The organism is Crenothrix sp. (genome assembly GCF_043729335.1).
GTDB lineage: Bacteria > Pseudomonadota > Gammaproteobacteria > Methylococcales > Methylomonadaceae > Crenothrix.
On sequence record NZ_JAYTLQ010000002.1, the window covers coordinates 214,415 to 240,440 of the forward strand.

Genomic DNA, 26,026 nt, shown 5'->3' on the forward strand with positions numbered 1-26,026 from the left:
TATTGGAAGGTATTAGATACAGTATTTTTAATCAGGATTAGTTGTTATATAAAAATGGTAGGTTGGGTTAGCGATAGCGTAACCCAACATCTTTTTGATACGTTATGTTGGGTTACGGCTAACGCCTAACCCAACCTATACCCTATCTGTTATCAATCGAGAATAAAAACACCTTAAGGAATCAATAATGTTTTTAAGGTATTGTAAATATCTATTCTTCTCTACATTTAAGCAGCTCCACTCCTAATTATTGCCAATTATTCACTGAGAAAACTTTATCATTAAATTTTAAGTATAGTCCAATAACAGAAGAGTCCCATACGAATAGCCTGTTTTTCAATGGCTATCCACAAACAATATTTTTAAAAAGCTCACTAATGCGGTGTACAGTAGCATCCCATGAATAATTTTCTGTATACGCCCGGGTATCTTGACGTAATGGCATTTGCTTTTGCATTGCCCGTACCGCGGTAACAATAGCTGGTGCTGAGCGCTCAACTAAAATCCCTGCTTTAGGCGAAGCCACCACTTCAGGTGTGCCTGAAACCTTGGTTGCAATAACCGGCGTGCCACAAGCCATAGCTTCGAGTAGCACATTTGCCCAGCCTTCCCGACTGGAAGCCAATACCAAAATATCCGCTGCACTATAAACTGTCACTAATTGTTTGTGGCTGATTGCACCTAAAAATGTCACACGCCCGCCAACACCAAAACTGTTGGCCAATTTTTTTAAATTAAGCATTTCTTCGCCATCACCTGCAATCAGTAACTGATAATCTGGTAGCGATTGCATCGCTTCAATAATCAAATGATGACCTTTAAGCTCTACCAAATGCCCTACTGACAGCAGAGTTGGGCGATCGAGTTTTAGCTGCGCCCGTGCCTGCTGACGATCTTCCGGCATAAAAAACTGTAAATCAACACCGTTTCTAAGCGCATGGATTTTTGCCGGTGAAATCCCGAACTCGACGATTTTATCCTTCAAATCCTGACAAACGGTAATAATGGCAGTGGCTTGCTGCGCCGCCCAAACAATCATTTTTCTAGGCCAATAAAAGCTGGGAATTAAGGTAATATCTGAACCTCTGGCGGTAACCACCACTGGCTTTTTCAATAACTTACCTAAAATTACCGCAGCCACGCCGTCAGGATAAAAATAATGTGCATCAATTAAATCAAAATTATCGCCATTTTTTAGCTTGTTTTTTAGCAATGGATACACCGCTAAAACCAACATAAAGGGCGCTAGCGTCATACCTATTTTAGGCAACAAACAATAACGGGGATGGCTAACCCGAATACCGAAGCGCTGCTCAACTTTAGCAACCTGTGCAAAATCTGAATAATGACCAAATTTGTCAGATACAAAAGGAAACCAGGGGACAGGTGCGATAACTTCAGCGACAATGTCTTGGTGGTGCTCCAGCAGATGGCGTAAACGTTGCTCAACAAATATACCGTGACCATTTTTTACATTGTTCGGGTATAAAGTTGTTAGGGTAATAATTTTCATATTTTCAGTTCGTTACGTGCAGCATCGCTGACTTAAAGCCATTATCAATCTCATCAAAATTGAGAACCATCAGTTTTGTACATCGTTTGATACCAATCCACAAAGGCTTTAACACCCACCTCTATTGACGTAGTCGGTTTGTAGTCAAATTCCGTAATTAACTCAGATACGTCGGCATAGGTATCAGGCACATCACCCGGCTGCATGGGCAGTAGATTTTTGATGGCTTTTTTACCCAGTGCATCTTCCAGTGCCCCAATAAAATCCAGCAAAGGCACTGGCGTATTATTACCGATGTTATAGACTTTATAGGGTGCGGAACTGCTACCCGGATCAGGATTATCGCTAAGCCAAAGCAGATTGGCTTGTGCGGGTTTATCGACAACTTTGGTTACGCCGGTAACAATATCATCAATAAAGGTGAAATCGCGTCGGTGGTTACCATAATTAAAGACATCAATCGGCTTGCCCTGCATAATATTTTTAGCAAACAGCATAGGTGACATATCCGGCCTGCCCCAAGGCCCATAAACGGTAAAAAAACGTAAGCCTGTGGTGGGTATACCGTATAAATGGCTATACGTATGCGCCATCAATTCATTGGCTTTTTTACTGGCGGCATAAAGTGACACAGGGTGATCAACATTATCGTGCACTGAAAAAGGCATGCGCGTGTTGGCACCGTATACAGAGCTTGAGGATGCGTACACCAAATGCTCAATTTTATGATGTCTACAGCCTTCCAATATATTAATGAAGCCGACAATATTAGAGTCTATATAAGCATGAGGGTGCGTAATTGAATATCTAACGCCCGCTTGCGCCGCCAGATGTATCACTCGTTGCGGATTTTCTTGGGCAAATAAATCGGCTATAGCCAATCTATCGGCAATATCCAGTTTTATAAATTTAAATTGTGCGTAGTCTTGTAATCTCGCCAACCTGGCTAATTTCAAATTGATATCGTAATAATCGTTAAGATTATCGATACCGATGACTTCATCGCCCCGCTCCAGCAAGCGGATTGCCTGCACGCATCCGATGAACCCCGCGACACCAGTGACTAATATTTTCAAAGGCTTATCTCTTAATTATATACGTGTAGCATCAGACCAAGATTTCAATCGGACCCTGAACGAATGACAGGACGGCCAATGCAATAATAGCTCAGGCCTGCGGCTTTTAACTGTTTAGGGTCATACAGATTACGGCCATCGAATACTACCGCCTCTTTCAGCTTGAGTTTTAATTGACTAAAATCAGGACTCCAGAAATTTTTCCATTCGGTAACAATACACAGCGCATCGGCATTATTGACTGCCTCTGCCTGAGTCTCACATAAAATCAGTCCTGCTTTGTTACCATAGATTCTTTTAGCTTCTGCCAAGGCTTCCGGATCATAGGCCTGAACAATGGCACCTGCGTCTATTAAAGCTTCTAAAAGAACACGACTGGGCGCCTCACGCATATCATCTGTTTTTGGCTTGAAGGATAAACCCCACAAAGCAAAGGTTTTACCTTTTAGCTGTCCTTTAAAATGCTGGTAAATCTTGTCAAATAAAACATGTTTCTGTCTTTCATTAACGCGCTCAACTGCGCCTAACAACTCGGCTTGATAGCCAAGATCTTTAGCGGTTCGTTCCAAGGCTTTCACATCTTTTGGGAAACATGACCCCCCATAACCACAGCCTGGATAAATAAAATGATAGCCAATACGGCTATCTGCACCAATACCATTGCGGACGCTTTCAATATCGGCACCTAAATGCTCTGCCAGATTAGCCAATTCATTTATAAAACTGATTTTTGTCGCCAACATGGCGTTAGCGGCATACTTAGTCAGTTCGGCTGAGCGCACATCCATAGTAATCACACGTTCATGGCTGCGGTTAAAAGGCGTATACAACGCTTTTAAAAGCTCTGCCGTCCTGGGATTATCAGTACCAATAATAATACGGTCCGGTTTCATAAAATCGGCGATGGCTGCACCTTCTTTTAAGAATTCTGGATTTGAAACCACATCGAATTCTATATTAACGCCCCTCGCACCCAACGTGGTTTGAATAAGATGCTTAACCTTATCCGCTGTACCAACGGGCACGGTTGATTTATTAACGACAATACGGTATTCGGTGATATGCTCTGCAATTGCTTTACCTACAGCCAATACATACTGCATATCGGCAGAACCGTCCTCATCAGGCGGTGTGCCTACGGCAATAAACTGGAATAAACCATGTTCGACCGCCATTTTGGCATCGCTGGTAAAACGCAGCCGCCCTGATTGATGATTTTCTTTAACCATCGCCTCAAGACCCGGCTCATAGATAGGGATAATACCCTGGTTAAGACGTTCTATTTTTTGCTGATCAATATCCATGCACAGTACGTCATTACCAACTTCCGCAAGACATGTACCCGTTACTAAGCCAACATAGCCAGTTCCAAAAATAGTAATGTTCATTAACGCGTTTTCCTAGCCATTGCTTGGCAAAATACTATTTTGCATTTGGTATTTTTTATCATCGGGATAAAATTGTAGGGTATTTTGGTTGTTTAACTGTTACTTGCCGGATGTTAAGCTGTCCAGGACTCATTAAGGGTTATTTAATGCACACAAAGTCTATTTATCTGCGTAATGAATCAGCATTATTCTTGGAATACGGGTCTACCCCCCATTATACTTTTCGAGCCCATTAAGCCTCTGTAAATACCCTCATAACGTCCCACACTGCCTGCCCAGACTCTATTGCGCTCAACGTAAATACGCCCTGCCATTTTTAACTCATCCCAGCGCTCAGGCTGATGCAGTAAATCTAAAACAGCACTTACCAAAGCACTAGCATCGTTGGCTTTAAATAAGTAGCCATTTTTTTTGTGCTCAATTAATTCTTTATGGCCACCCACATCAGATGCCAGCACCAACCGTCCTTGTGCCATGGCTTCCAAGGGCTTAAGCGGGGTTACTAATTCAGTCAAGCGCATAGATAAACGTGGATACACAAAAATATCCACTAGATTATAGTAATCTTGCACTAATTCGTGCGCTATACGTCCTGTTAACATCACATGTCCCCCAAGATTTAAATCTGCAATTTTTTGCTTAATACAGGCTTCTTGAGGTCCGCCGCCTACCAGTAACAACATAATATCCGGCTGGTCTTGCAAAATTTTTGGCAGTGCGTCCAACAATAACAATAAGCCTTCATAGGCATAAAAAGATCCAATGAAGCCCAGCACGATTTTGTTCTTTAAGCCCAATTGATTTTTTAGAGCCTGATCCGGTTTAGTGTTATAAATAAACTTAGCGGTATCTACAGCATTAGGAATTACGGTGATTTTTTCTGCCGGTATACCGCGTTTGACAATATCATCACGCAAGCCTTCGCAAATGGTGGTGATGGCATCAGCATGTTTAAAAATAAAGGTTTCCAGTGCGCGGGTCACATAATAACGAAAACTGCCTTCCGTGGTTGTGCCGTGATCAACTGCCGCATCTTCCCAAAATGCCCGGCATTCATAGACCATGGGTAGCCTGTAACGCTTAGCGGCTTTTAATGCGGCCAAGCCGTTGAGTGCTGGCGAATGCGCATGAAGAATATCAGGCTTGATGTCAGGAATAATATCATCCAGGCGCTTTGCAAGCGATTGCACCACCGCCCATTGATTGAATACCGGTAACTTTACCCACCAAGCCGATGAGCGGACAGAACGGAAAAAATCAAAACCGTCTATATCTTCAAGCGATGCCCCCACCACCGTGTGCTTTGCAGAGGTTACTTGAAAAGTTTTCCAGCCCAAGGCACGCTGTTGCTCTAAAATGGCTCGCGTACGGAAAGTGTAGCCACTGTGTAACGGAATTGAATGATCAAGTATATGGAGAATTTTCATGCTGTAAAGCGGATCAAATTACTGTTAATATTAAGATAGAACAAGTATAGCTTGCCTCAAATTTATAGAAAGGTGTTTGCGATTTTTTTTGCCCCAAAGCAGCTGAAAAAATTATTTTTATATAAGCCATAGATCTGCATATTCAATTTTTTTAACCAAACTGACGAATCAAATGTTGCAATTTAGGCTACAATAAATGCAGTTTTGTAAAAAAACTAATACTTTGCTTTTATGTATTTTAGTAAAGTTGCAAATGACCCAAGCGAAGTAGGCACGCAATGCTTAAAAAATCGTTAACAAATTTTAAACGTTAGGATAGAGAAAGTTTTCTGTAGCTTAAACTTTTTTGATCCTCAACACTAAACTACTTTTAGTTTTTAATTGTTATTTATCAATATAGCTAGTGATTCCGGAAATGATTTGCTTATCGCTATAGTCGAATGTAAGAAATTATTTAATATTGAGTTTAACCGATTAAAATTTCCATAAAAAAATAAAATTGCTGCTATTCTTAACACGTAAGAGTTATTTTGATATAAAAACAACGAATATCGATAAAACTTGACAACATTCTGTAGAAATTGCATCAGCATGCAGGATTGTAAAAAATATCAAATTTAAAATATCGCATGCCGGAATAATAGCGATAGCCCAAACTTAAACCATTCGCATTAAACGAAAGAGAAAGGGAGGGCACTATTAAGCGGTCAAGTTATCTAAACCAAACGGGGAACCGTTAATTTCCAAAAGCTAATTCAGAAGGTGATACATTGGACGATAAAAAAATTTTACTCATTGTAGAAGATGATCCAGGCTTGCAAAAACAGCTAAAATGGAGTTTTGAAGCTTATCACACCGTGATAGCCGGCAACAGAAGCGAGGCCATTACGGCTTTACGACGTTTTACACCCAACGTTATAACGCTTGATTTAGGTTTACCCCCTGATCCAGCCAATGCTAGCGAAGGACTTGAGACGTTAAAAGAAATCCTGGAACTTGCGCCTGCAACCAAAGTAATTGTTGTTACCGGTAATGACGACAGAGACAACGCCATTACCGCTATTGCTATGGGGGCGTATGATTTCTATCAAAAGCCCGTCGACATTGATGTGTTGGGCTTAATCATTGAACGGGCTTTCCAGCTTTATAATCTTGAAAAAGAATATATATCGCTACAAAGAAAATCGGCTGAGCCGCTGGCGGGCATCATTGCTTCTTCCAAGAAAATGCAGGAACTTTCCCGCATGATCGAAAGAGTAGCGCCTGCCAACGTCACCACTTTGTTGCTGGGTGAAAGCGGCACAGGTAAAGAAGTGCTAGCGAAAGCCATCCATGGCTTAAGTGATCGCTCGAACCATCCTTTTGTTGCAGTTAACTGCGCAGCCATTCCGGAAAATTTACTGGAAAGCGAGCTGTTTGGTTACGAAAAAGGCGCCTTTACCGGCGCTGCACAACAGACTAAAGGCAAAATTGAGTATGCCAACAAAGGTACTTTTTTTCTTGATGAAATTGGTGATTTACCTTTGGCATTACAAGCAAAATTGTTACGTTTTCTGCAAGAAAGAACCATAGAACGTATTGGCGGCAGACAAGAAATCCCTATTGATGTACGCATTGTTTGCGCAACTCACCAAAATTTACAAGCTTTAATCGATTCGGGTAAATTCAGAAGTGATTTGTACTATCGTATTAGCGAAATGGTGATTAATATTCCGCCATTACGAGAAAGGGATGGCGATGCCATTGAAATTGCAACTGTTCTTTTAAGACGTTATTGTGAACTGAACAATAAAAAAATAAAAGGCTTTAGCAAGGCAGCGGCAAAAGCCATTGAAAGCTATTCGTGGCCGGGTAATATTCGCGAGTTGGAGAATAAAATCAAACGCGCAGTGATTATGGCCGATGAAAACAATATTACTTTCGATGATTTAGAACTTGATCAAACGAATGATGTTGCCATACCGCTTAATCTTCGAGAAGTCCGAGAGTCATCTGAAACGCTAGCCATAAAAAGAGCCTTATCACACTCGAACAATAACATCTCGAATACAGCGAAATTACTGGGCATCACTCGCCCTACCCTGTATGCCTTGTTTGAGAAATACGGCATTAGTGTTAATGACTAATTAAGGTACATAAGGTAAATTTGAAATATCACTCCGTCTATACCCCGTTTATTTAACGATAAACTGGCTTAAATGGAAACTGTACGCTGAACATAATTACTAGAGTTTTTTTTGCTTATTTAGGGTTTTGTGGATTTTTTATCACAAAATCGCCACAAACTGCATCAGTTCGGGTGAGTTTTTCGAGTTGCACCAATACATCAGTATTGCTTGCTTTTTGGAAAAAACACTCGGGTAAATGTCCCATGGCTATAACTTACACAATCACGCAGAGCGGTCCGGCTTCTGCGCGAATTTTCTATTACCAAAAAAGCGATTAATTCGTGCTTAAACTTGCTCAAAAATTAAACATTATTTTGGACGCCTTACCCCTGTAAAGTGCTTTTGCCAGTATCGATTATTAAGGCTGGACACCAGCACTCTACCTGTCCGTCGACTAGGGGCATGAATAAACTTATCATCCTTAATAAAAATGCCTACATGCGAATGAGGCCTTCCATTGGTATTAAAAAAAACCAAATCGCCCGAGCTCAACGCATCTTTAGGAATTATCGGCAAAGCCAAAGCCATGTCGCTGGCTCTACGCGGCAATGCTACCCCGTAGCGTTTATAAACATGCTGAACAAAACCACTGCAATCAAAACCTTCTTCCGGAGAAGATTTACCATAGCGATAAGGTGCGCCTTGCAAACTCAACGCATAATTAATAACAGATGATTGTGACGACCGCCTTACAAGGGGCGGTTTTATTTCGGGGGTACTGGCACATCCTGAAAACAAAGCAACTACTGTTGAAAAGACAATAAACCGTGCAAACCCATAAAAATATAGATGTGCGCTGTACTGTGCTTTAATCCAAGAACTGTTCATGATATTTAATCGTCCGAAAAAACTCAAGTATTAACCAAGTTGTAAAGGCGGCATCTGAAGATGCCGCCTTTTTTACTCTTCTACTCAACCCATCCTTAAACCCGCATAGAAACCAGCTACAGCACTAACGCCTTTGGCAGTGACATGTGAAAGCCGATTTACTAAAAAACTACCTGAGTTTTTAGCCGCATCGGTTGCAGCACTAGCAGCATTTTGCAAATGAACATTACTGATGCTGGTAATGCCATAATATTCAGCGACAAACAGCACCACAAAGGCTGCACCAATAACAAACAGCGCAGTGCGTAACATTTTTTTTGCAAAATAGCCGACCGCTAACCCTATAACAAATGGCGCGCCAACATTACCCACTAAAAAATTGGACGATAAAATATCAGTAGAAGGCAATAGCTCTGAAGTACTCATAACAGCTCGATAGTGTGGTTATTTAATATAAGTTATTGTAGGCGCTCATTATTACGCATTTTACCAATTATTTCTCTGAATCTTGCTATTGTTTTCAGGTGATTACCCAGTTGCTTAAAAAACAAACCTAAAACACGCAGGCTTAACTAATAAGCTTTAACACTACCTAGGCATCATTGCAAAATACAAAAAATTTCAAATACGTTTTTCATACATAATTTTTTTACCAAAAAACATTAATTCGCCTGCGTTGCTGCGAGCTTTTCCTCGGCTTCCATCCAATTATTTTCAGCATCATTCAGCGCTTTATCCACCTGCATTTTAAGCGCCATAATTTGTTTTAACTTGGCTTTTTCCGCTTCCTCATAAATAGCAGGATCAGCCAACTGCTGCTCTAATTGCCGCTGTTCCTGATGATATTTCTCCACCGCCAGCTCGGCTTTTTTGACGGCATCGTACAAGGGTTTTTGCTTTAAGCGATGCTCTGCATCCAGCTTGCGCTGATCTTTGCGCGACACGCCTTGCGATGCAGTATCAAGGGTATTTTTTTCATTGGCTCGTTTTTGTTCACTAAGCCAAGCCCGATAATCGTCCAGATCGCCATCAAACGGCTGCACTTTACCGTGCGCTACCAACAAAAACTTATCCGTTACCGAGCGCAATAAATGCCGGTCATGCGAGACGACAACCAAGGCACCTTCATATTCTTGCAGCGCGACACTTAAAGCATGGCGCATTTCTAAGTCCAGATGGTTGGTTGGCTCATCCAGTAATAATAAATTAGGGTTTTGATAGACCAGTAACGCCAGCACCAAGCGTGCTTTTTCACCGCCGGAAAACGGTTTAACAGGTTCCAAAACCTTATCACCACGAAAATCGAAGCCACCTAAAAAATTACGCAAGTCTTTCTCAGTGGCTTGTTTATCTAATTGTTGTACATGCCATAAAGGGCTTTCATCCGCGTGTAACTGTTCAAGCTGGTGCTGAGCAAAATAACCAATCTTCAACGCATCGGCAGCACGTTTTGTGCCCGATAAAGGCTGCATACCATCGGCCAATACTTTGATTAAGCTGGATTTACCGGCGCCATTAGAACCCAAAAGCCCAATCCTGTCACCTGGTGAAATCGTCAAACCAGCCTGTTTTATAATACAGGTTTGACCATAGCCAATATCCGCTTTTTCTAAGCTTAACAAGGGATTTGGCATTTTATCGGGCTTGGCGAAACTGAAGTCAAACGGCGAATCCACATGTGCCATGGCAATAACTTCCATGCGTTCTAAGGCTTTAATACGGCTTTGGGCTTGTCTGGCTTTGGTGGCCTGCGCTTTAAACCGGGTAATAAAACTTTGAATATGCGCCATTTTGCGTTGCTGCTTTTGATAAGCAGATTGCTGTTGCGAAAGCTTTTCCGCACGCATTTTTTCAAAATCGGAATAGTTGCCGGTGTAAATTTCGGCTTTGTTTTGTTCAATATGAACAATATGGTCAGTAATGGTATCCAGAAAATCCCGGTCGTGCGAAATAAGCAATAACGTGCCCGGGTATTTGCATAGCCAGTCTTGCAGCCAGATAACCGCATCCAAGTCCAAGTGATTGGTAGGTTCATCAAGCAACAACACATCCGATCGGCACATTAAGGCTTGCGCCAAATTTAAGCGCATTCGCCAGCCACCCGAAAACGAATTGACCGGCCGTTGTTCTTGTTCAGTGGTAAATCCTAAGCCATTGAGTAACCGTGAGGCTCTGGCAGCGGCGGTGTAGCCATCTATAGTGTCCAGCAAAGCATGGTATTCGGCGATTTTTAAGCCGTCACTGGCTTGTTCTGCCGCAGCCAATTGCTGCTGTAAACGTCTTAGTTCTTGGTCGCCATCGGTGACATAATCAATAGCGCTCTGCTCGGTCGCCGGTGATTCTTGGGCAACGTGGGCAATTTCAAGCCCTGGCGGCAAGGTAAAATCACCTTCATCGGGGTGCAGTTCGTTTTTAACCAAGGCGAACAAACTGGATTTACCCGCACCATTCGCACCGGTAAACCCCACTTTTTGACCTTTGTGGATAGTGAAAGAGGCGTTGGCAAATAGCACACGCACACCTCTACGTAAGGCAATATTTTTAAAATTCAGCATGTAAATTCAGGTTGACGCGTTTAAACGAAGACAATAATAAAGCTAATTATCTCATTTAATTTTATCTTTGCCGCTTTTTAAGGCAAATTGCTTTTAAAATGCAGCCTAACTGTCTGCTACCCTATTAAAAGCGAATCCCCGTCATTAGACCCGTGCTTGTCTTATAATAGACAGTACTAACCCACGCAGTTTTCTGATTAATTTTTCCGAGCTCAATAATGGACATGATTCACTTTCTTTTAAGCCTGCTTAAAGACCCCCTCATCACCTTGCAAGACTTGCTGGCGCAGTACAATACCTTTACCTATGTAATATTGGCACTGATTATATTTGTTGAAACCGGCCTGATTGTTATGCCATTACTGCCCGGTGATTCATTGCTTTTTGCAGCAGGTTTGTTGGCTTCCAGCACGGGAAAACTGGATATTCAATGGCTAATTCCATTATTGATTGGTGCAGCCTTATTGGGCGATAACGTGAATTATTTTGTGGGAAAATATTTCAGTGGCGTGATTAAATCGCGTGAACGAACCCTATTTTTTAAACGCGAATACATTACTCAAACAGAAGCCTTTTATGAAAAACATGGCGGTAAATCGGTAATTCTGGCGCGTTTTGTACCCATTGTGCGCACGATAGCGCCATTTGTCGCCGGTGCTGGCAGCATGAAATATTCCAAATACATTGTGTTTTGTATCATTGGTGCGGTATTGTGGGTTACCAGCTTAACCTTGGCGGGCTATTTTTTAGGTGCTAATGAATGGGTAAAACACAATTTTGAAAAGGTTGTTTTGAGTATTGTTTTTTTATCAGTTATGCCTATTATTTGGCACTCTGTTAAGGCCAAGTTTTTCAAATAAGCTAAGCGTCATTCATGATAGAGACGCAAGATTTTGCGTTCTCTACACATCATCAAAACCCAGACAAGTCTTCCCAAAAGTACTTACAAAATCTCCGGCAAAAAAAACTCGCTAACTAACATAGATCGCCCCGCAATCGCATACACCGTTCGCCTACCCCATATCAGCTCATTAATCGCTGCTAATGCAACAACCGATTCAGACCATATTGCAGGCGCTATTACACTGATATCTAGCGCCAACCGCTCCAGCTTGGGATAAGAAAAAATTACCCCACCTAACGGACGCGTACCTAAATGCGACAAGTTTCGATGTACGCCTTTGAGCGTAGTTTCCGGGATAATGGTTCTGGCCAAAAGCAGTGGTTTGCCATTGGCATGTAACATTACCTCCCTCACCAGCGCGTAACGGTGCTCAGGTACGGCCAGCAATCTGCATTCACTCACTGACGGTGCAGACCAACGATGAAACAATATTTTAACCGCAACCGACGCACCATAACGCTGACGTAAACGCTGTGTCAACGAGCCAGATTCATAAATCCATGATTGTATATTCTCAGGAATGTGGTGGCGTAATCCTGGCCGATTTTCCCGCCACACCGGTTGTTTAGCCAATAAAAAACTTGTGTGTGCCAAATGCGTTAAACCTCGGAGTAGTGGGTACTTGTGCCCAGCCAGCGATCACATAGCGGCTGAATAGCGTGGGGGGCTTGTTTAAAAAGTTGCGCACCAACCTGCTGAATGCTATCTAGCAAATCGGCATCACGGCGTAAATCAGCGACTTTAAATTGAATAGCGCCAGTTTGGCGAACGCCCATCACTTCACCGGGGCCGCGTAATTGTAAATCTTTTTCAGCAATCACAAAGCCATCACAACTGTCCCTTAAAATGCCCAAACGTAAACGAGCCGTCTCAGACAAGGGTGTTTGATACATCAGCACACAGTAGCTATCATCTGTACCGCGCCCTACCCTGCCGCGCAATTGATGCAGCTGCGACAAGCCCAGGCGTTCTGGATTTTCAATAACCATTAAGCTGGCATTGGGCACATCAACACCCACTTCGATTACCGTGGTTGCTACCAGCAAATCCAATTGATGGCTTTTAAAAGCCGCCATAACCGCATTTTTATCGGCAGTTTTCATACGGCCATGCAGCAAACCGACACGTACATCAGGTAATAACTGCGTTAAGCGCAGTGCGCTACTTTCGGCGGCCTCAGCTTGCAAAGCATCCGATTCTTCAATCAAGGTACATACCCAATACACCTGTTTTTTGTGCTCCACCCAATGGTTAATACGGTCAATAACGTCATCACGCCGCGCGGATGAAATAACCGCAGTAACAACAGGGGTACGCCCGGGCGGTAATTCATCAATAATAGACATATCCAAATCGGAATATTGCAACATCGCTAAAGTACGGGGAATCGGTGTAGCGGTCATCACCAACTGATGCGGTCGCACGTTGTCCTGCTGACCTTTTTCACGTAATGCCAGCCGTTGATGCACCCCAAAACGGTGCTGTTCATCAATGATAATTAAGCCAAGTCGGGAAAAGTTAACGCTTTCCTGAAACAGCGCATGCGTGCCGATAATTACGTTAGCGGTATTGTCTTGCAATTGCTGTAATACCTGTTGCCTTGCACTGCCTTTTAACTGGCCGGTCAAAAACACCACATGAATATCAAGTGGGCCAAACCAGTGACTAAAATTTTTAAAATGTTGCTCGGCCAACAACTCAGTCGGCGCCATTACCGCAACCTGATAACCTGCCGCTATTGCCATTAACGCGGCATACGCTGCAACAATTGTTTTACCTGATCCAACATCACCTTGCACCAAACGCATCATCGGACGGGCTTGTTGAAAATCCTGGGCAATATCGGCAACAACCCGCTGCTGTGCGCCGGTTAATGTAAATGGCAATGACCGCAAAAACCGTTCTATCAGTGCATGATCGCTGGCAAATACCGGCGCTTGCCAGGCATTACTTTTGTCTCTGGCTATACGAAGAACCAGATGATGCGCCAGTAATTCCTCAAAAGCTAAGCGCTTTAGCGCAGGTACATCACCTTGTTGCAACGCTTCCATCGACACCGAATGATCGGGATTATGCAGGGTTTGTATGGCCGTGATTAAATCGGGGTAATGATAGTTTTGCAAGATGGCTTGTGGAATCCAGTCAGGCAACAATTCCTGGCGCGTGTTGCAAAGTATCAACGCCTGTTTAATCACTTTTCTGATGATACCCTGACTAAGCCCTTCGGTAAGTGGATAAACGGGCGTTAAACACGCCTCAGCAACCGGCGTCTCCATACTGGCAATCACCCCGTACTCAGGATGTACCATTTCCAGCCCTGCATAACCGTGACGCACTTCGGCAAAACAACTGATGAAAACGCCCGGTCTGAGCATATTTTGCTGGCTGGCAAAAAAATGAAAAAACTTTAAATCCAGAAATCCGGTGCCGTCGCTGATTCGACAGATTAAACTTTTACTGCCTTTTAATAACACATCCGTAAATTCGACTTTGCCTCGGATTAACGCCGTCATGCCGCTTTGCAAAGCACCAATGCGATAAACCCGGGTTCTGTCTTCATAACGCGAGGGTAAATGAAACAATAAATCCTGGATGACATGAATACCCAAATTAGCCAAGCGGTTGGCTGTATGCGAACCTACACCCGCTAATGCCGTCACCGGCTGACTAAGATCGGTCATCACAAACCATGCATACCCGCAGCCTTAAGACGCGGGATATTCCTGAGGTTTTAACACCATGATGGCATCCATTTCAACGGTTGCGCCTTTGGGTAAAGCGGCAACACCCAGCACAGCACGGGCTGGGTAAGGCGCTTGAAAATAATGCTCCATAACTGCGTTAACAATAGGAAAGTGTGATAAATCTGTTAAGAATACATTCAACTTGACTACATCGGCCAAACTACCGCCAGCACCTTCTGCCACCGCTTGTAAATTGCTAAATACTTGGCTAATTTGCAGAGCAATATCACCTTCCAGCAAAAGCATGGTTTCCGGCACTAGTGGTATTTGTCCAGACAGATAAACGGTTTGATCTACCCGTATCGCCTGCGAATAAGTACCTATCGCCTGCGGTGCCTCAGTTGTTTGTATTACTTTTTTTATCATAATTTATCTTTAATGAATATGCGCGATTGCTAACGTTGTAAACCTTACCCTATTAATCAGGATATTAAACTTCAGATTCGCGGGCTTTAATAAACGCATCCCGAAAATCCAGGTATAAAGGTTGCTCTGTTTCCAGCATCAATTTTAACAATTTATGCTGTAATTGATACTTCACATTACCCACTGCCAAAGCACCAATGCCCACAGCACCTGGCGCGTTGATAGCATGTATTAAAGGCGCACCCAAATCACCGCGCTTTATGCCTTCTATTCCCAGTGGCGGTACAGCGTTCACATCACCCGCCACTTTCAGTTGCGTGGCTTCATCTAAAACACCTGCACCGATCACTTGAACACCGGCTTTTGCAGTACAAAAAATCACATCAGCTTTAGAAATTAACCGTGCCTTGTCGGCTTCAGAACCGGCATAAGTACCTTTAAGATTGCACCCGAAGCGTCGATTATATTCCGTAGCAATCTCCAAAGCGGTATCAACAGACAAGTGATCCACCAGCCAGACATCAGCACCTGCTAATGAAGCTATAACGCCGGTAGCGATACCCAGTGAACCTGTACCGCCAAACACAATCGCCTTACAGCCTTTGAGTTCCGTGTTATGTTTTTGTTGCAATTGTTTTTCTACACAAGCCACTAATGCGGCAGCCGTGGTAAACGCACCACTAGGGTCAGCAAATACCGAGACTTCAAATGGCGGTACCATGGCTTTTTTACAGGTATCCAGCATATCCATAGCCAGGCCAAGATTACGACCGCCAATAAAAATACCGGTACGTTTTACGCCTGATGGCCCACGCGAAAAAATGGCGTCTTGTGTTAAGCCATATACACTTTCCAGTTTAACATTACTGTACGGTATGATGACCTCAAAATCCGCATCGGCAGCCATATTTACATCAAAGGGGCTGTTATGCGGCATGGGGTCGAACATGTGAAGAATACTGCGTTTTTCCATTGATTTATCCTGGTGTTATCGTGACGCTAAGTCGCTAAACTTAACTGTTGGCCTTAATATAGTCTCTTGCCACTGCAAACGCATGTTCAAAATGCAAATATACCGGCTTTTCGCTCTCAATCATTTTTTTCAGTAGGCGATTTTGCGCCTGATATTTCACATTGCCAATAGCCAACGCACCTATACCTACCGCGCCATTGCTAGAGCCTTCAATCGGTGTACCGTTAGCAAAGGCATCAACGCCAGCAATACCAGACGGCGGCACCGCGTTAACATCGGCAGCCACTTTTAATTGTGGTGCAGAGGCAATCAGCTCGGCACTTAAGAGCTCTATGCCCGCAGCGCCGGTTGCAAACACCACATCAGCGGTTTTGATATAGTCGGCTTTGTCGGCATCCGCACCGGCGGTAATCGTTATTTTACCGCCACCAAATTCTTTGCTGCACAGATCAGCCACGCGCTGGGCTTTATCCAGTTGTCTACCAATAATTCTTACGTGTGCGCCCGCTTGAGCTGCAATCACCGCAGCGGCTTGCCCCACAGGGCCTGTGCCACCTAAAGCCAAAATCACTTTGCCTTCCAAAGTAGTGTTAAATTTAGTCATTAACTCACGTTCTACCGCTGCTACCATACCCGCAGCGGTGGTAAATGCGCCACTGGGGTCAGCAAATACCGACAATTCAAACGGGGGAACCATGGCTTGTTGCGCGGCTTTTAGCATATCCATAGCTTCTTTAGTATCACGGCCACCAATAAAAATGCCAGTACGCTTTAAGCTTTTAGCGCTACGTGAAAAAATAGCATCTTGTACCAAACTTTGTATTTCATTCAATTCAACATTGATATACGGTATTGCAGATGTCCAGCCAGCATCCAATGCCATGTTGACATCAAAAGGACTCAGATTTTTAGCGCTGGTTAGCATGTGTAGAATGTATGGTTTTTCCATGGTTTTTCCTTAGTGTATGTAATTAACCAGTATAAAAGAAAAACCGCCGAATAACACTACCCATATTAACCGCAAGTTGGAGCCGATAAGGCTATTTTTTGAAACTTTTCCAACCAAGGCATTCACTATTGGTTACGCACCAACCGTACATGGTAGTCATTGTATTTATAACTCCAATCATCATAACCATAACCGAAAAAAACGTACCACGCATAGCTATGGCTGTTGGCGTACGGCGATGACGACCAAAACCACGCGGGTGTTTCGGGAAACGCTGCGCTAACAATGGTTGGGCTAGTGTAATCACCCGCACAAGCATCCAAACGCTTAGCCTTTAATGATAGCGTTTTGCCAGTGCTGCAATGCACCAACGTCTTTAATTCTTTAAGCGTGGGTAAGCGCCAATCGTGGTAACCGGCGTAATTAATTTGTTTAGGCGTATTTATCGCTTGTTCCCAGGTATAGCCTGTCGCTTTACCGTGGCAACCCGATCCTTGCCAATTTTGCCCTAAGCTACAACGCATCCACAGTAAATGTGTGTGAGTATCTTCCACTAATCCATCGTTAACACGATAGTGCGCGATGACTTGCCAATGCTCAGGAGATATCTGTGCTGGCGTTACCTTCAGCGAGCTAGCTTTTTGTGCTTCATCTTTATTTTCAATATTTTCATTTTCGATTAAAAGAGACGTTTCAGTTTTTTTAAGGGGCGAAGGGATTTGCTGCACCTTAGCTACTGGCATTGCTTTCACGTAGTTTGCTATCTGTGTACGCGCCAACGTTAAAAACTTCCCTTCAGGGTATTGATTTAAATAAGCGCGGTATGATGCGGGGCTAGGGTGTTTCTCTACACTTCCCCAATAGATTTGCTCAGTTTTATCGGCCTCATCATCAGGAAGTACCTCTTTAATATCGATAACAAACATCGAAAGAGTCAGTAGACTAACGCAAATACCGGCAATTGTAGTGAGAGGTTTAGAATGATTACTGGATACAAAAGCTTGAAAAAGCAATCCTCCCGAAACGATGGATCCTAGCAATTTAAATACGGTAAGAATGAAGGCAGACACGATATAACTCTAATGGATCACACTGGAATAAGAGAGGGGAGGAAGCTTAGCTTATTCCTCTTTCCATGTTTCAAAAATTTCGGCTAAATCAATCTTCAAGTCAGGAAACAAGCTCGGTATAGCAAAGCCATCGGCAATCATACGCTTTAACTGATAAAGCCCGTTTTCATCCAAAACGAACTGATGGATGGCTTGCTGTTCTGGGTAAACCAACCAGTATTCACTTACGCCAGCTTCTTGGTATAAATCATATTTTATGTTCATTTCCCGTTTGGAATTACCTTTGGATAGAATTTCAATAATCCAATCGGGCGCACCGTTACAGCCTTGCTGATCGAGTAGATCAGGATTGCAAATAATACACAAATCAGGTTGCAATACGGTGTGTATTTCTTGGTTGGCTAAAATGGATTTTTTACGATCATACAAGCGAACGTCAAAGGGCGCTGCAAAAAACTGACATTTTTTATGTTTGAAAAAATTGTATAGCATCCCATTTAAATCAGATGAAATACGTTGATGCCTTACATTCGGCGCAGGCGACATCAACATGATTTTGCCTTTGATTAACTCAACACTTTCTCTAAAATTCCAGGTTAAATAATCCGCATAGCTGTAGGTTTGGTTTAAATCCAGTTGCGATAAGTGGGTGATTTTAGCCATAGGTTAGTCCTGTTTGTCAGATAAATGACTCATCCGCATGTTATTTTACTCTGTCACATCTTACATTCCCTAGTTAGAACTGGGAGTTTTATGAACATTAGGCACGTCAACAACAAAAACTGCCTGCCTACATTCAATCATATCCTCATTTTCAACACGGTCATAAATGTCTTCAACCAACAAGGTTAATTCAATTGATATAAGGCATTGACATACATTGACAAAATGAATTGTTAACCTAAAATCTAATAGAAGTCTTTAACAATCACTTACAGTTGCGACACTTTTTTAATAGGATGGCAATCGGTCAGACCGGTGTTTTCACAAATCCAGTGCGTTGTTCAACAGCCTTTAAAAGCTTAAAACTTGATACGAATGAAAACCCGCGGATATCCATCAATGTCAGAAGTAATCAGGACTTCAACAACAGGTCATATAGAGATGCACTGAATTTCATGACCGTAGAAACAAAAAATACCGTTAAACAAAGACTTATTCTTATGTGAGTAAGCCTATTTTTTAAAAGTGGAGCACAGCAACATGCGTTTTGAGGATATTAGTTACAATTTTAATGTGGCAAAAGTGCTATCTATTCTTATGGTTGCTACTGGACATTATTTCGGCGGTGCACTTTGGATATCAGCCACATTTGGTTTAGTCATATTTGGCTTCTCTTCTGGTTTTTTTACCGCCCAAAAATATCACGGATCTTATAATATAAAGAAATTTTGGCATGCCAAAATTGTCCGGTTATGGTGTCCCATTCTCATTATAGATATATTCTTAGTTTTACTTTTCGTGGCACAGCAGCGCCCTGGTATTTGGTCGTGGCAAACGTTACCATCACTCCTAGGAATGAATGGCTTGCTCACATGGTTTAATCTAGCCAACCCGTCCCCCTTTGGGGCAGGACTGTGGTTTTTTACCTTATTAGTGCTGTTCTATCTTTTTTATCCACTTCTTTCTAGGTTAAACCAAAGGCATTCAATAGCCACCGCCTTTCTATTAATTTCTTTAGTGCTATCAACGATCTTTAACTACACCATCCTTATGGGACATATGTTGTGGATGACGGCCTTTGCTTTTATAGCAGGCGCTTACTGGGGAAATTACAGCCGCCCCATTCCGCCATGGATTTGCCTTATCATCACATTTATATCTTTTTGTTTATTGCTAAGCTTTAATACAATTTTAGATTACAAGCCATTAAATTACGGCTTAATTTTAATAACATCACTCTCTATGATTGGCTATTTACTCAATAAACGTTTACCAAATTTTGGCTTTCAACACACTGCTTTACTTTCTGGTTGCGTCATTCAAATTTACTTTATACATACGTATTTATTTGTTAAATTGCCTGCGGTATCTCCGGTCATTAACTATGTTATTTCCATGTTAATTATCATCACTGTCGCATTTGGGTTAAGTAAGCTGACTGAAAAATTGAACCCACTCAGTGTAGGGGAAAAACCAGCCCTAAAAACAATAGAAACCGCGCCATAAGTGCCGTTTTGCTCATATTTTACGTGCTACATCCACGATGACCGTCAACTATCAAACAGCTGATGGTCAATCAAATCACACAAACAGTGGGTAATAATGATGTGAGCTTCTTGAATATGGGCATAACAATGTGACGGCACACGGATTTCCAGATCGCTTTCGCTCAGTAGCGGTGCAATCATCCCGCCTTCTTTGCCTGTTAAAGCGATGATGGAGATATCTTTATTGTGCGCAGCGATAATGGCTTTAGCGACATTAGCCGCTTGATCGTCGTCCGCATAAGCCACTAATACATCACCGCTTTGCCCTAAAGCTCTCAGTTGCCTGGCAAAAACATCATCGAAGTGCGCAATATTGGCAATAGCGGTAATTGTGGCCGCATCGGCGTTTAAAGCAATAGCCGGCAAAGCCGGTCTGCTGCGTTCAAACTGATTAAGCATGGCGGAAGATAATAGCTGTGCGCTAATCGCCGAACGGCCATTGCCACAGGTAATTATTTTTTTATCATTAAGTAAAGCACTGACTAAGCGTACAGAGGCCATTTCAATAACCTCACTTAGTGTGTTCAGCGTATCTTGTTGTACCTGGATACTGTCAGAGAAATGATTAATGATTCGGTTTTGTAAGCTCATAGTCATGGTAATAGCAATTAAAAAGCATTTTTTACCCATTGTAAGCTGCCATTGCCAGATAGGGCAATGACATCAAAACGAATTGCTGTCTCTGTTTTTTGGCCGGACAAATAGTGTTGGGTTGCCATGATGATACGGGCTTGTTTACGGGGCGTGATGCTTTCTAGAGCACTACCGTAAATATCGGTTTTGCGAAACCTGACTTCAATAATGACCAAAGTGCTGCCCTCAGTCATTATTAAGTCAAGTTCACCTTGCTTACAACGGTAATTGCGGCAAACCGGCTGCAATCCGTTGTTGATTAAAAACTGGTAAGCCTGCTCTTCCGCGGCTTCGCCACGAAGCAAATGTTGCGCTTTGTCTGTTGTTTTAGTGGCCACCACTGATAAAGCCTCTGGTTTCAGGCTGTCCAGCTATAAATTTAGCACACAGAAGGTCGCGTTTAATGCGATGACCATCGGTTAACGTTAATTTACCGGTAGCTCCATAATAAGCGCTATCTTGTAGATTGTTCAATTGCCCGGCAAGGTAATAGGCATCAATGCCCATGGCCACCAAACGGTAATATTGGTTGCTAAATTGGCTCCAACTAGGCTGCAAAGCCTGCATATTCAAATCGCCGGTATAGCCATTATTTAACAACCAGGGGGCATCGCAAAACGTGACTTTATTAAGCGGGGCGTCCGTACCTGGATTAGGTCGGCCTGCGTACACATTCGACATAGCATAAACCGCAACCGGATTAGCCCGTGCAGTTTGCACTTCTGAATTGATTAACCGCGCTTCTTCGCTATAAGCGCTCAGCAATATGACATCAATATCTTGGCGTACTCTTGGTGTGTATTGTGCGTTAGGTGTCGCTTGTGTAATTTTTTGGTAGCGGTTTTTGCTTTCATCTAAATTAAGCAGCTTTTTGCCAATAAACGAAAAATCAGTTTGCTGAGGGTTATACGTTTTTTTGATAACCACCCGCCCGCCTTTACGTTGCCAACTATCCATCAAAAACTTGGCGACGCGTTTACCTTGCTCGTTATCCGGTGTTAACACCATGGCATTGCGATGACCATCAATCCAGGCTTTACTGGTGATTTGTTCGGCATCATCCATCGGGCTTAAGCCAAACTGATAAAGATTTTCTTTACGCAGGCCAGGAACATGGTTTAACGCCAGCACGGGAATGCTAAAACGCACAGCGTTGGCAAGACTTTGTATTTTGTCTTTATCCAAAGGGCCGATAATCAAATTAGCGCCTTGGCTCATTGCCTGGCTATACAATGCAGAGCCTGTGAGTTTTTCGCTGTCATAAATACGAATAGCAGGGCGATTAGGGTTATTACTTTCGTGATTATAGGCCGCCATAATACCGGTGCGTATGGCTTTACCGGCTTCAGCAAAAACACCGGATTCCGGTAAAAACAGCGCAATGGATTTAGGTGGATTTGCGGTATCTGTTAAGTCTCTTTGCAGATTTTGTAAATAACTGGTATTAGCGGGATGGCTAGGATACGCCGTACGCCATTGCATAATGGCGTCATTTAAGCGCACCGGATTTTGATTTTTTGCTTTCAGGATACTGGCCAGCGATAACCATTCTGCTACTGGCGTTGCCGCTTGACGTTGCGCACTTTGCAATACAGTTTCTGGCAGCAAGGTTAAATTTTCAAAAATAAGCACCTGATTTTTTTTATGGTCTTCCGATGAGGTTAACAGCGGCTCCAATTCTATTCTGGCTCTGGCGCTGTTTAAAAAATCACCGACTGCGGTGTAAGCCTGAGATTGAGCTTGAAAGTATTTGATTTGATCGGGAAGGCTCAGTTGTTGCGGTTGAATTTGCTTAAATCGTTGCAACGCCTGTTGCTGGTCGCCAAAACTGAGCATAATTTGGCCATAGAGAAAATTAAGCTGGGCTTTCTGTTCAGTGGACAATTCAGCAGGGTTGATGGTATCTGCGGTATTTTTGGCTTCTTCTCGCTGATTGGATTGCACTAAAGACTCAACGGTCGCCAGACGATTTCTATTTTGTTCCAATGTCCACGGGGTAGGCTGATATAATCCCGAACCACTGTTTTGCAATGCGCTACAACCCGTCAGCAACAGTACACAAAAAGACAAAACAGGAATCAAGGGTTGCCCAAGGTTTGTGTCGCGTCTTACGTTTAATAGGTTATTCATATGCGAGTACCGAATGTCAACTGATTATGGAAAATTATATGTCGTCGCTACGCCAATAGGCAATTTAGCAGATTTTAGCTTTAGAGGCGTCGAAATTTTAAAGCAAGTTGATTTGATTGCCGCTGAGGATACCCGACATGTAAAAATGTTGCTACAACATTATGGTATCAATAACCGCGTCATTGCCTTGCATCAACACAATGAGGACAATGCCGCCAAGGGCTTATTACAAAAGCTGCATGAAGGCCAGTCCATTGCCTTGGTCTCTGATGCTGGCACACCGTTGCTGAGTGATCCTGGCTTACCGCTGGTAAAAATGGCCAAAGAAGCCCATGTTGATGTCGTGCCTATACCTGGCGCATGCGCTTTGATTACTGCATTATCAGTGTCTGGATTGCCGGTGATTCCGTTTTCGTTTGAAGGCTTTTCACCGCGCACCTCATCCGCCCGAAAAAGCTTTTTCAGTGAAAGACTGCTATGCCCGACAACCTGGGTATTTTATGAATCCAGCCATAGGGTTCTGGCCTCCTTGCAAGATATGGCAGAAGTATTGCCACTGGATCGGCAAATTGTCATCGCCAGAGAACTAACCAAACTCCACGAAACCATCGTAAAAGCCAGTTTAGCGGATGCACTGGCGCGGGTCGCTAACGATGACAATATGCGTAAAGGTGAATTTGTGGTGATTGTGTCGGGTGCGGAGATTGATAAAAGCGATCCGGTAATCAGCCCGGAACACCAGCGCTTATTAGAAATATTGCTAAAAGAATGTTCGACAAAAACAGCAGTGGCAATGGCGGCTGAAATTACCGGCATTCGAAAAAAACTGCTATACCAATTTGCACTGGACTTAAATGGCGTGCAATTGTAGAGACGCAAAATCTTACGTCTCTACGGCACGGCCTGTTTTTTCAGGTAACTAGCAACGGCAGCAATACGTAACTTACGAATTGCCTCGCCAATTTGAGCGCCTTGCAAGCCGCTATTGTTAATGGTTGACATATCAATATTAGCAGCAGCTTTGGCGGCATTTATATAAAGATTAGCTTGCGGATATGGCCTGTTCTCAAAATTCGTGCGGCCTTTCGCATCCGCTTCACAGGCTAATACAAAGTCCAATAAAGTGTTGTTGGCTTTAAATGCCCCCAACATGGTTAAGACATCGGTTAATGTTGAGGCTTTAAGTTCAGCAGCTTTGTGACAATGGGTATGGTATTCCATAACGTGCATCGCCAAATTTTTAAAGCTATTAGGGATGCGCAAACGTTTACAAAAACTCTCCAAAACCGGCAAACCTTTTTTCTCATGGCCATAATGGTGCGGCCAAATCTCCGGCGGCGTGATGCCCTTACCCAGATCATGCACTAAGGCGGCAAAGCGCACTTCCGGTTTAGATGACAACATCGTCGCCTGCTCCAAACACATCATAGTATGTACGCCGGTATCAATCTCTGGGTGGTGTTGTGCCGGTTGCGGCACACCGAACAAGCGGGCAATTTCAGGGAATATTTTTTCCAGCGCACCGCAAGCTTTTAAGGTATAGAAAAATGCCGCCGGTGAAGCTTCGTTTAAGGCTTTGAGCAATTCCGCCCAAACCCGCTCGGCAACCAGATGATCGACTTCCCCGTCGCTCACCATAGCCTGCATCAGCGCGAGAGTTTCATCGGCTATGGTAAAGCCTAACGTATGGTATCTTGCCGCAAAGCGTGCCAAGCGTAATATTCTTACCGGGTCTTCGGCAAATGCCGGCGATATATGCCGAAAAATCCGTTTTTCCAAATCGTGCTGACCATTATAAGGATCAATCAGCTCACCTTCCGGTGTCATCGCCATGGCGTTAATAGTCAAATCTCGGCGGATTAAATCATCTTCCAGACTAATATCGGGCGAGGTGTAAACGCTAAAACCCTTATACCCCCGCGCTATTTTTCTTTCGGTTCTGGCAAGTGCATATTCTTCTTTTGTTTTAGGGTGCAAAAATACCGGAAAATCTTTGCCGACTGCACGGAAGCCTTGCTTTACCATCGACTCTGGCGTTTCGCCAATCACTACCCAATCACGTTCTTTGACGGGCACGTTAAGCAGCTTATCGCGTACAGCACCACCAACCAAATATGTCTGCATATCTACACTGTGTTTATTGAATAATGACTTAGAATAACATACCCAAAGTTGCCGTGGAATCTGCGCGTAATTCAGCTGATTTACAGAATATTTTTAACCGATTACTTCAGATAGGAAAGATGTGACAACCATATTTATTGCCAGCTTGTTGTTAGGCACAGTGTCCGGTGTTTCTGCTGGGCTTTTTGGTATTGGAGGCGGACTTATTATTGTCCCTGTTCTGGTTATATTATTTACCCAGCAAAACTTTGCAGCGGATCTGGTGATGATTATGTCTGTAGCCACTTCTTTGGCCACTATCATTTTTACGTCAATTTCATCCGTATGGGCACATCACCGCTTAAGTGCCGTAGCTTGGGATAAGGTTTTGCGTTTGGGGCCAGGAATTATTATCGGTTCAGTGCTGGGCGCTATTGTCGCCGACCAAATGCCTAAAGAGTTATTGCGCTTAGTTTTTGTTGTTTACTTATTATACGCCGCCATCACTATGGCTTTAGCCAGCAAGCCTAAGCCAAGTCGAAAAACATCATCTGTTTATACCGATAGTATTGCCGGTATCATTACCGGTTGCTTATCGGCCATACTGGGCATTGGCGGGGGCACGTTAATTGTGCCGTTTTTAGTGTATTTCCAAATGCCGATGCGCAATGCCGTGGCCGTAGCCAGTGCATGCGGCTTACCTATTGCGGTGGCAAGTACCGTAAGTTATATACTGCTTGGCAAATCTGCTTTAAGCCTGCCGGAATGGAGCATCGGCTACGTCTACCTACCGGCTTTTTTAGGTATTGTGTTAACCAGTGTTTTTACTGCGCCTCTAGGAGCGAAACTCGCCAATAAAATCCCCGCACAGCAACTCAAACGCTATTTTTCAGTGCTGCTATTTGTGATGGTTGTAAAGCTTTTATGGCCTTATTGTCTATCATTGAGCGTTAATATGAGCAGTCTATTGCATTTATAAAATGACTATG

At 43.2% G+C, this 26,026-nt stretch carries 23 protein-coding genes; 5 read left to right on the top strand and 18 right to left on the bottom strand.

Going from position 1 to position 26,026, the window contains the following annotated elements; translation table 11 throughout:
* Positions 1-343: 343 nt before the first annotated feature.
* The 4 genes from ACHZC4_RS01565 to ACHZC4_RS01580 all read right to left on the bottom strand — a co-directional run bounded on the left by ACHZC4_RS01565 (position 344) and on the right by ACHZC4_RS01580 (position 5,404).
* The gene (locus ACHZC4_RS01565) at positions 344-1,513 is read right to left on the bottom strand and encodes a glycosyltransferase family 4 protein (protein WP_394752003.1); all 1,170 of its coding nucleotides are present in this window, start codon (positions 1,511-1,513) and stop codon (positions 344-346) included.
* Between the two features lie 53 nt (positions 1,514-1,566).
* The gene (locus tag ACHZC4_RS01570) at positions 1,567-2,589 is read right to left on the bottom strand and encodes an NAD-dependent epimerase (protein ID WP_394752004.1); all 1,023 of its coding nucleotides are present in this window, start codon (positions 2,587-2,589) and stop codon (positions 1,567-1,569) included.
* 44 nt (positions 2,590-2,633) lie between these two features.
* Positions 2,634-3,977 (bottom strand): UDP-glucose dehydrogenase family protein, encoded by a 1,344-nt coding sequence (locus ACHZC4_RS01575; protein WP_394752005.1) that lies wholly within the window; start codon positions 3,975-3,977, stop codon positions 2,634-2,636.
* Between the two features lie 185 nt (positions 3,978-4,162).
* The gene (locus tag ACHZC4_RS01580; RefSeq protein WP_394752006.1) at positions 4,163-5,404 is read right to left on the bottom strand and encodes a TIGR04063 family PEP-CTERM/XrtA system glycosyltransferase; all 1,242 of its coding nucleotides are present in this window, start codon (positions 5,402-5,404) and stop codon (positions 4,163-4,165) included.
* A 770-nt stretch (positions 5,405-6,174) separates the two neighbouring features.
* Between ACHZC4_RS01580 and prsR the strand changes: the two genes are divergently transcribed.
* Positions 6,175-7,530, top strand: coding sequence for a PEP-CTERM-box response regulator transcription factor (prsR, locus tag ACHZC4_RS01585; RefSeq protein ID WP_394752007.1), 1,356 nt, complete (start codon positions 6,175-6,177; stop codon positions 7,528-7,530).
* A gap of 351 nt (positions 7,531-7,881) precedes the next feature.
* Here prsR and ACHZC4_RS01590 read toward each other — a convergent pair whose 3' ends face one another.
* The 3 genes from ACHZC4_RS01590 to ACHZC4_RS01600 form a co-directional block, all read right to left on the bottom strand.
* Positions 7,882-8,400, bottom strand: a complete 519-nt coding sequence (locus ACHZC4_RS01590) for a C40 family peptidase (protein ID WP_394752009.1) — start codon at positions 8,398-8,400, stop codon at positions 7,882-7,884.
* A gap of 84 nt (positions 8,401-8,484) precedes the next feature.
* Positions 8,485-8,826, bottom strand: a complete 342-nt coding sequence (locus ACHZC4_RS01595) for an FUN14 domain-containing protein (RefSeq protein WP_394752010.1) — start codon at positions 8,824-8,826, stop codon at positions 8,485-8,487.
* Between the two features lie 236 nt (positions 8,827-9,062).
* On the bottom strand, positions 9,063-10,955 hold the full coding sequence (locus tag ACHZC4_RS01600) for an ATP-binding cassette domain-containing protein (protein WP_394752011.1): 1,893 nt from the start codon (positions 10,953-10,955) through the stop codon (positions 9,063-9,065).
* A 224-nt stretch (positions 10,956-11,179) separates the two neighbouring features.
* Here ACHZC4_RS01600 and ACHZC4_RS01605 point away from each other — a divergent pair, with 224 nt between their 5' ends.
* Entirely contained in the window at positions 11,180-11,815 is a 636-nt protein-coding gene (locus tag ACHZC4_RS01605) for a VTT domain-containing protein (protein WP_394752012.1), read from the top strand.
* An 83-nt stretch (positions 11,816-11,898) separates the two neighbouring features.
* On the opposite strand, the gene ACHZC4_RS01610 is transcribed toward ACHZC4_RS01605, so the two are convergent.
* From ACHZC4_RS01610 to ACHZC4_RS01640, 7 genes are all read right to left on the bottom strand, one after another.
* A complete protein-coding gene (locus ACHZC4_RS01610; protein ID WP_394752013.1) occupies positions 11,899-12,453 on the bottom strand; it encodes a chorismate--pyruvate lyase family protein in 555 nt (184 codons plus the stop codon).
* Between the two features lie 5 nt (positions 12,454-12,458).
* Positions 12,459-14,540 (bottom strand): ATP-dependent DNA helicase RecG, encoded by a 2,082-nt coding sequence (gene recG / locus ACHZC4_RS01615; RefSeq protein ID WP_394752131.1) that lies wholly within the window; start codon positions 14,538-14,540, stop codon positions 12,459-12,461.
* Positions 14,541-14,564: 24 nt separating this feature from the next.
* Positions 14,565-14,969, bottom strand: a complete 405-nt coding sequence (locus ACHZC4_RS01620) for a RidA family protein (RefSeq protein WP_394752014.1) — start codon at positions 14,967-14,969, stop codon at positions 14,565-14,567.
* Positions 14,970-15,033: 64 nt separating this feature from the next.
* Positions 15,034-15,942, bottom strand: a complete 909-nt coding sequence (locus tag ACHZC4_RS01625) for an NAD(P)-dependent methylenetetrahydromethanopterin dehydrogenase (RefSeq protein ID WP_394752015.1) — start codon at positions 15,940-15,942, stop codon at positions 15,034-15,036.
* Positions 15,943-15,982: 40 nt separating this feature from the next.
* Positions 15,983-16,891, bottom strand: a complete 909-nt coding sequence (locus tag ACHZC4_RS01630; protein WP_394752016.1) for an NAD(P)-dependent methylenetetrahydromethanopterin dehydrogenase — start codon at positions 16,889-16,891, stop codon at positions 15,983-15,985.
* 125 nt (positions 16,892-17,016) lie between these two features.
* Positions 17,017-17,961 (bottom strand): DUF1566 domain-containing protein, encoded by a 945-nt coding sequence (locus ACHZC4_RS01635; protein ID WP_394752017.1) that lies wholly within the window; start codon positions 17,959-17,961, stop codon positions 17,017-17,019.
* Positions 17,962-18,012: 51 nt separating this feature from the next.
* Positions 18,013-18,624, bottom strand: a complete 612-nt coding sequence (locus ACHZC4_RS01640; RefSeq protein ID WP_394752019.1) for a Uma2 family endonuclease — start codon at positions 18,622-18,624, stop codon at positions 18,013-18,015.
* A gap of 540 nt (positions 18,625-19,164) precedes the next feature.
* On the opposite strand from ACHZC4_RS01640, the gene ACHZC4_RS01645 reads away from it, so the two are divergent.
* Positions 19,165-20,130, top strand: a complete 966-nt coding sequence (locus ACHZC4_RS01645; RefSeq protein WP_394752020.1) for an acyltransferase family protein — start codon at positions 19,165-19,167, stop codon at positions 20,128-20,130.
* 44 nt (positions 20,131-20,174) lie between these two features.
* On the opposite strand, the gene ACHZC4_RS01650 is transcribed toward ACHZC4_RS01645, so the two are convergent.
* From ACHZC4_RS01650 to ACHZC4_RS01660, 3 genes are read right to left on the bottom strand one after another with little or no spacing between them, the layout of a single operon-like run.
* Positions 20,175-20,762: an SIS domain-containing protein gene (locus ACHZC4_RS01650; RefSeq protein ID WP_394752132.1), complete on the bottom strand. Its 588-nt coding sequence runs from the start codon at positions 20,760-20,762 to the stop codon at positions 20,175-20,177.
* A gap of 17 nt (positions 20,763-20,779) precedes the next feature.
* Positions 20,780-21,142: a YraN family protein gene (locus tag ACHZC4_RS01655; protein WP_394752021.1), complete on the bottom strand. Its 363-nt coding sequence runs from the start codon at positions 21,140-21,142 to the stop codon at positions 20,780-20,782.
* Positions 21,132-22,934: a penicillin-binding protein activator gene (locus ACHZC4_RS01660; protein WP_394752022.1), complete on the bottom strand. Its 1,803-nt coding sequence runs from the start codon at positions 22,932-22,934 to the stop codon at positions 21,132-21,134. Before ACHZC4_RS01660 ends, ACHZC4_RS01655 begins: the two co-directional genes overlap by 11 nt.
* A gap of 13 nt (positions 22,935-22,947) precedes the next feature.
* Here ACHZC4_RS01660 and rsmI point away from each other — a divergent pair, with 13 nt between their 5' ends.
* A complete protein-coding gene (gene rsmI / locus ACHZC4_RS01665) occupies positions 22,948-23,805 on the top strand; it encodes a 16S rRNA (cytidine(1402)-2'-O)-methyltransferase (RefSeq protein ID WP_394752023.1) in 858 nt (285 codons plus the stop codon).
* 20 nt (positions 23,806-23,825) lie between these two features.
* Here the strand turns inward: rsmI and ACHZC4_RS01670 are convergent, their stop codons facing one another.
* The gene (locus ACHZC4_RS01670; RefSeq protein ID WP_394752024.1) at positions 23,826-25,058 is read right to left on the bottom strand and encodes a multifunctional CCA addition/repair protein; all 1,233 of its coding nucleotides are present in this window, start codon (positions 25,056-25,058) and stop codon (positions 23,826-23,828) included.
* A gap of 121 nt (positions 25,059-25,179) precedes the next feature.
* Between ACHZC4_RS01670 and ACHZC4_RS01675 the strand changes: the two genes are divergently transcribed.
* A complete protein-coding gene (locus ACHZC4_RS01675) occupies positions 25,180-26,016 on the top strand; it encodes a sulfite exporter TauE/SafE family protein (protein WP_394752025.1) in 837 nt (278 codons plus the stop codon).
* Positions 26,017-26,026: the final 10 nt, after the last annotated feature.

Bases quoted from the DNA above. Each gene is read 5' to 3' on its own strand.
- ACHZC4_RS01650 (WP_394752132.1), bottom strand. From the start codon at position 20,762: ATGAGCTTACAAAACCGAATCATTAATCATTTCTCTGACAGTATCCAG.
- ACHZC4_RS01620 (WP_394752014.1), bottom strand. From the start codon at position 14,969: ATGATAAAAAAAGTAATACAAACAACTGAGGCACCGCAGGCGATAGGT.
- ACHZC4_RS01580 (WP_394752006.1), bottom strand. From the start codon at position 5,404: ATGAAAATTCTCCATATACTTGATCATTCAATTCCGTTACACAGTGGC.
- ACHZC4_RS01630 (WP_394752016.1), bottom strand. From the start codon at position 16,891: ATGGAAAAACCATACATTCTACACATGCTAACCAGCGCTAAAAATCTG.
- ACHZC4_RS01640 (WP_394752019.1), bottom strand. From the start codon at position 18,624: ATGGCTAAAATCACCCACTTATCGCAACTGGATTTAAACCAAACCTAC.
- ACHZC4_RS01575 (WP_394752005.1), bottom strand. From the start codon at position 3,977: ATGAACATTACTATTTTTGGAACTGGCTATGTTGGCTTAGTAACGGGT.
- ACHZC4_RS01565 (WP_394752003.1), bottom strand. From the start codon at position 1,513: ATGAAAATTATTACCCTAACAACTTTATACCCGAACAATGTAAAAAAT.
- ACHZC4_RS01660 (WP_394752022.1), bottom strand. From the start codon at position 22,934: ATGAATAACCTATTAAACGTAAGACGCGACACAAACCTTGGGCAACCC.
- ACHZC4_RS01600 (WP_394752011.1), bottom strand. From the start codon at position 10,955: ATGCTGAATTTTAAAAATATTGCCTTACGTAGAGGTGTGCGTGTGCTA.
- ACHZC4_RS01590 (WP_394752009.1), bottom strand. From the start codon at position 8,400: ATGAACAGTTCTTGGATTAAAGCACAGTACAGCGCACATCTATATTTT.
- ACHZC4_RS01605 (WP_394752012.1), top strand. From the start codon at position 11,180: ATGATTCACTTTCTTTTAAGCCTGCTTAAAGACCCCCTCATCACCTTG.
- rsmI (WP_394752023.1), top strand. From the start codon at position 22,948: ATGTCAACTGATTATGGAAAATTATATGTCGTCGCTACGCCAATAGGC.
- ACHZC4_RS01670 (WP_394752024.1), bottom strand. From the start codon at position 25,058: ATGCAGACATATTTGGTTGGTGGTGCTGTACGCGATAAGCTGCTTAAC.
- ACHZC4_RS01625 (WP_394752015.1), bottom strand. From the start codon at position 15,942: ATGGAAAAACGCAGTATTCTTCACATGTTCGACCCCATGCCGCATAAC.
- ACHZC4_RS01645 (WP_394752020.1), top strand. From the start codon at position 19,165: ATGCGTTTTGAGGATATTAGTTACAATTTTAATGTGGCAAAAGTGCTA.
- recG (WP_394752131.1), bottom strand. From the start codon at position 14,540: ATGACCGATCTTAGTCAGCCGGTGACGGCATTAGCGGGTGTAGGTTCG.
- ACHZC4_RS01595 (WP_394752010.1), bottom strand. From the start codon at position 8,826: ATGAGTACTTCAGAGCTATTGCCTTCTACTGATATTTTATCGTCCAAT.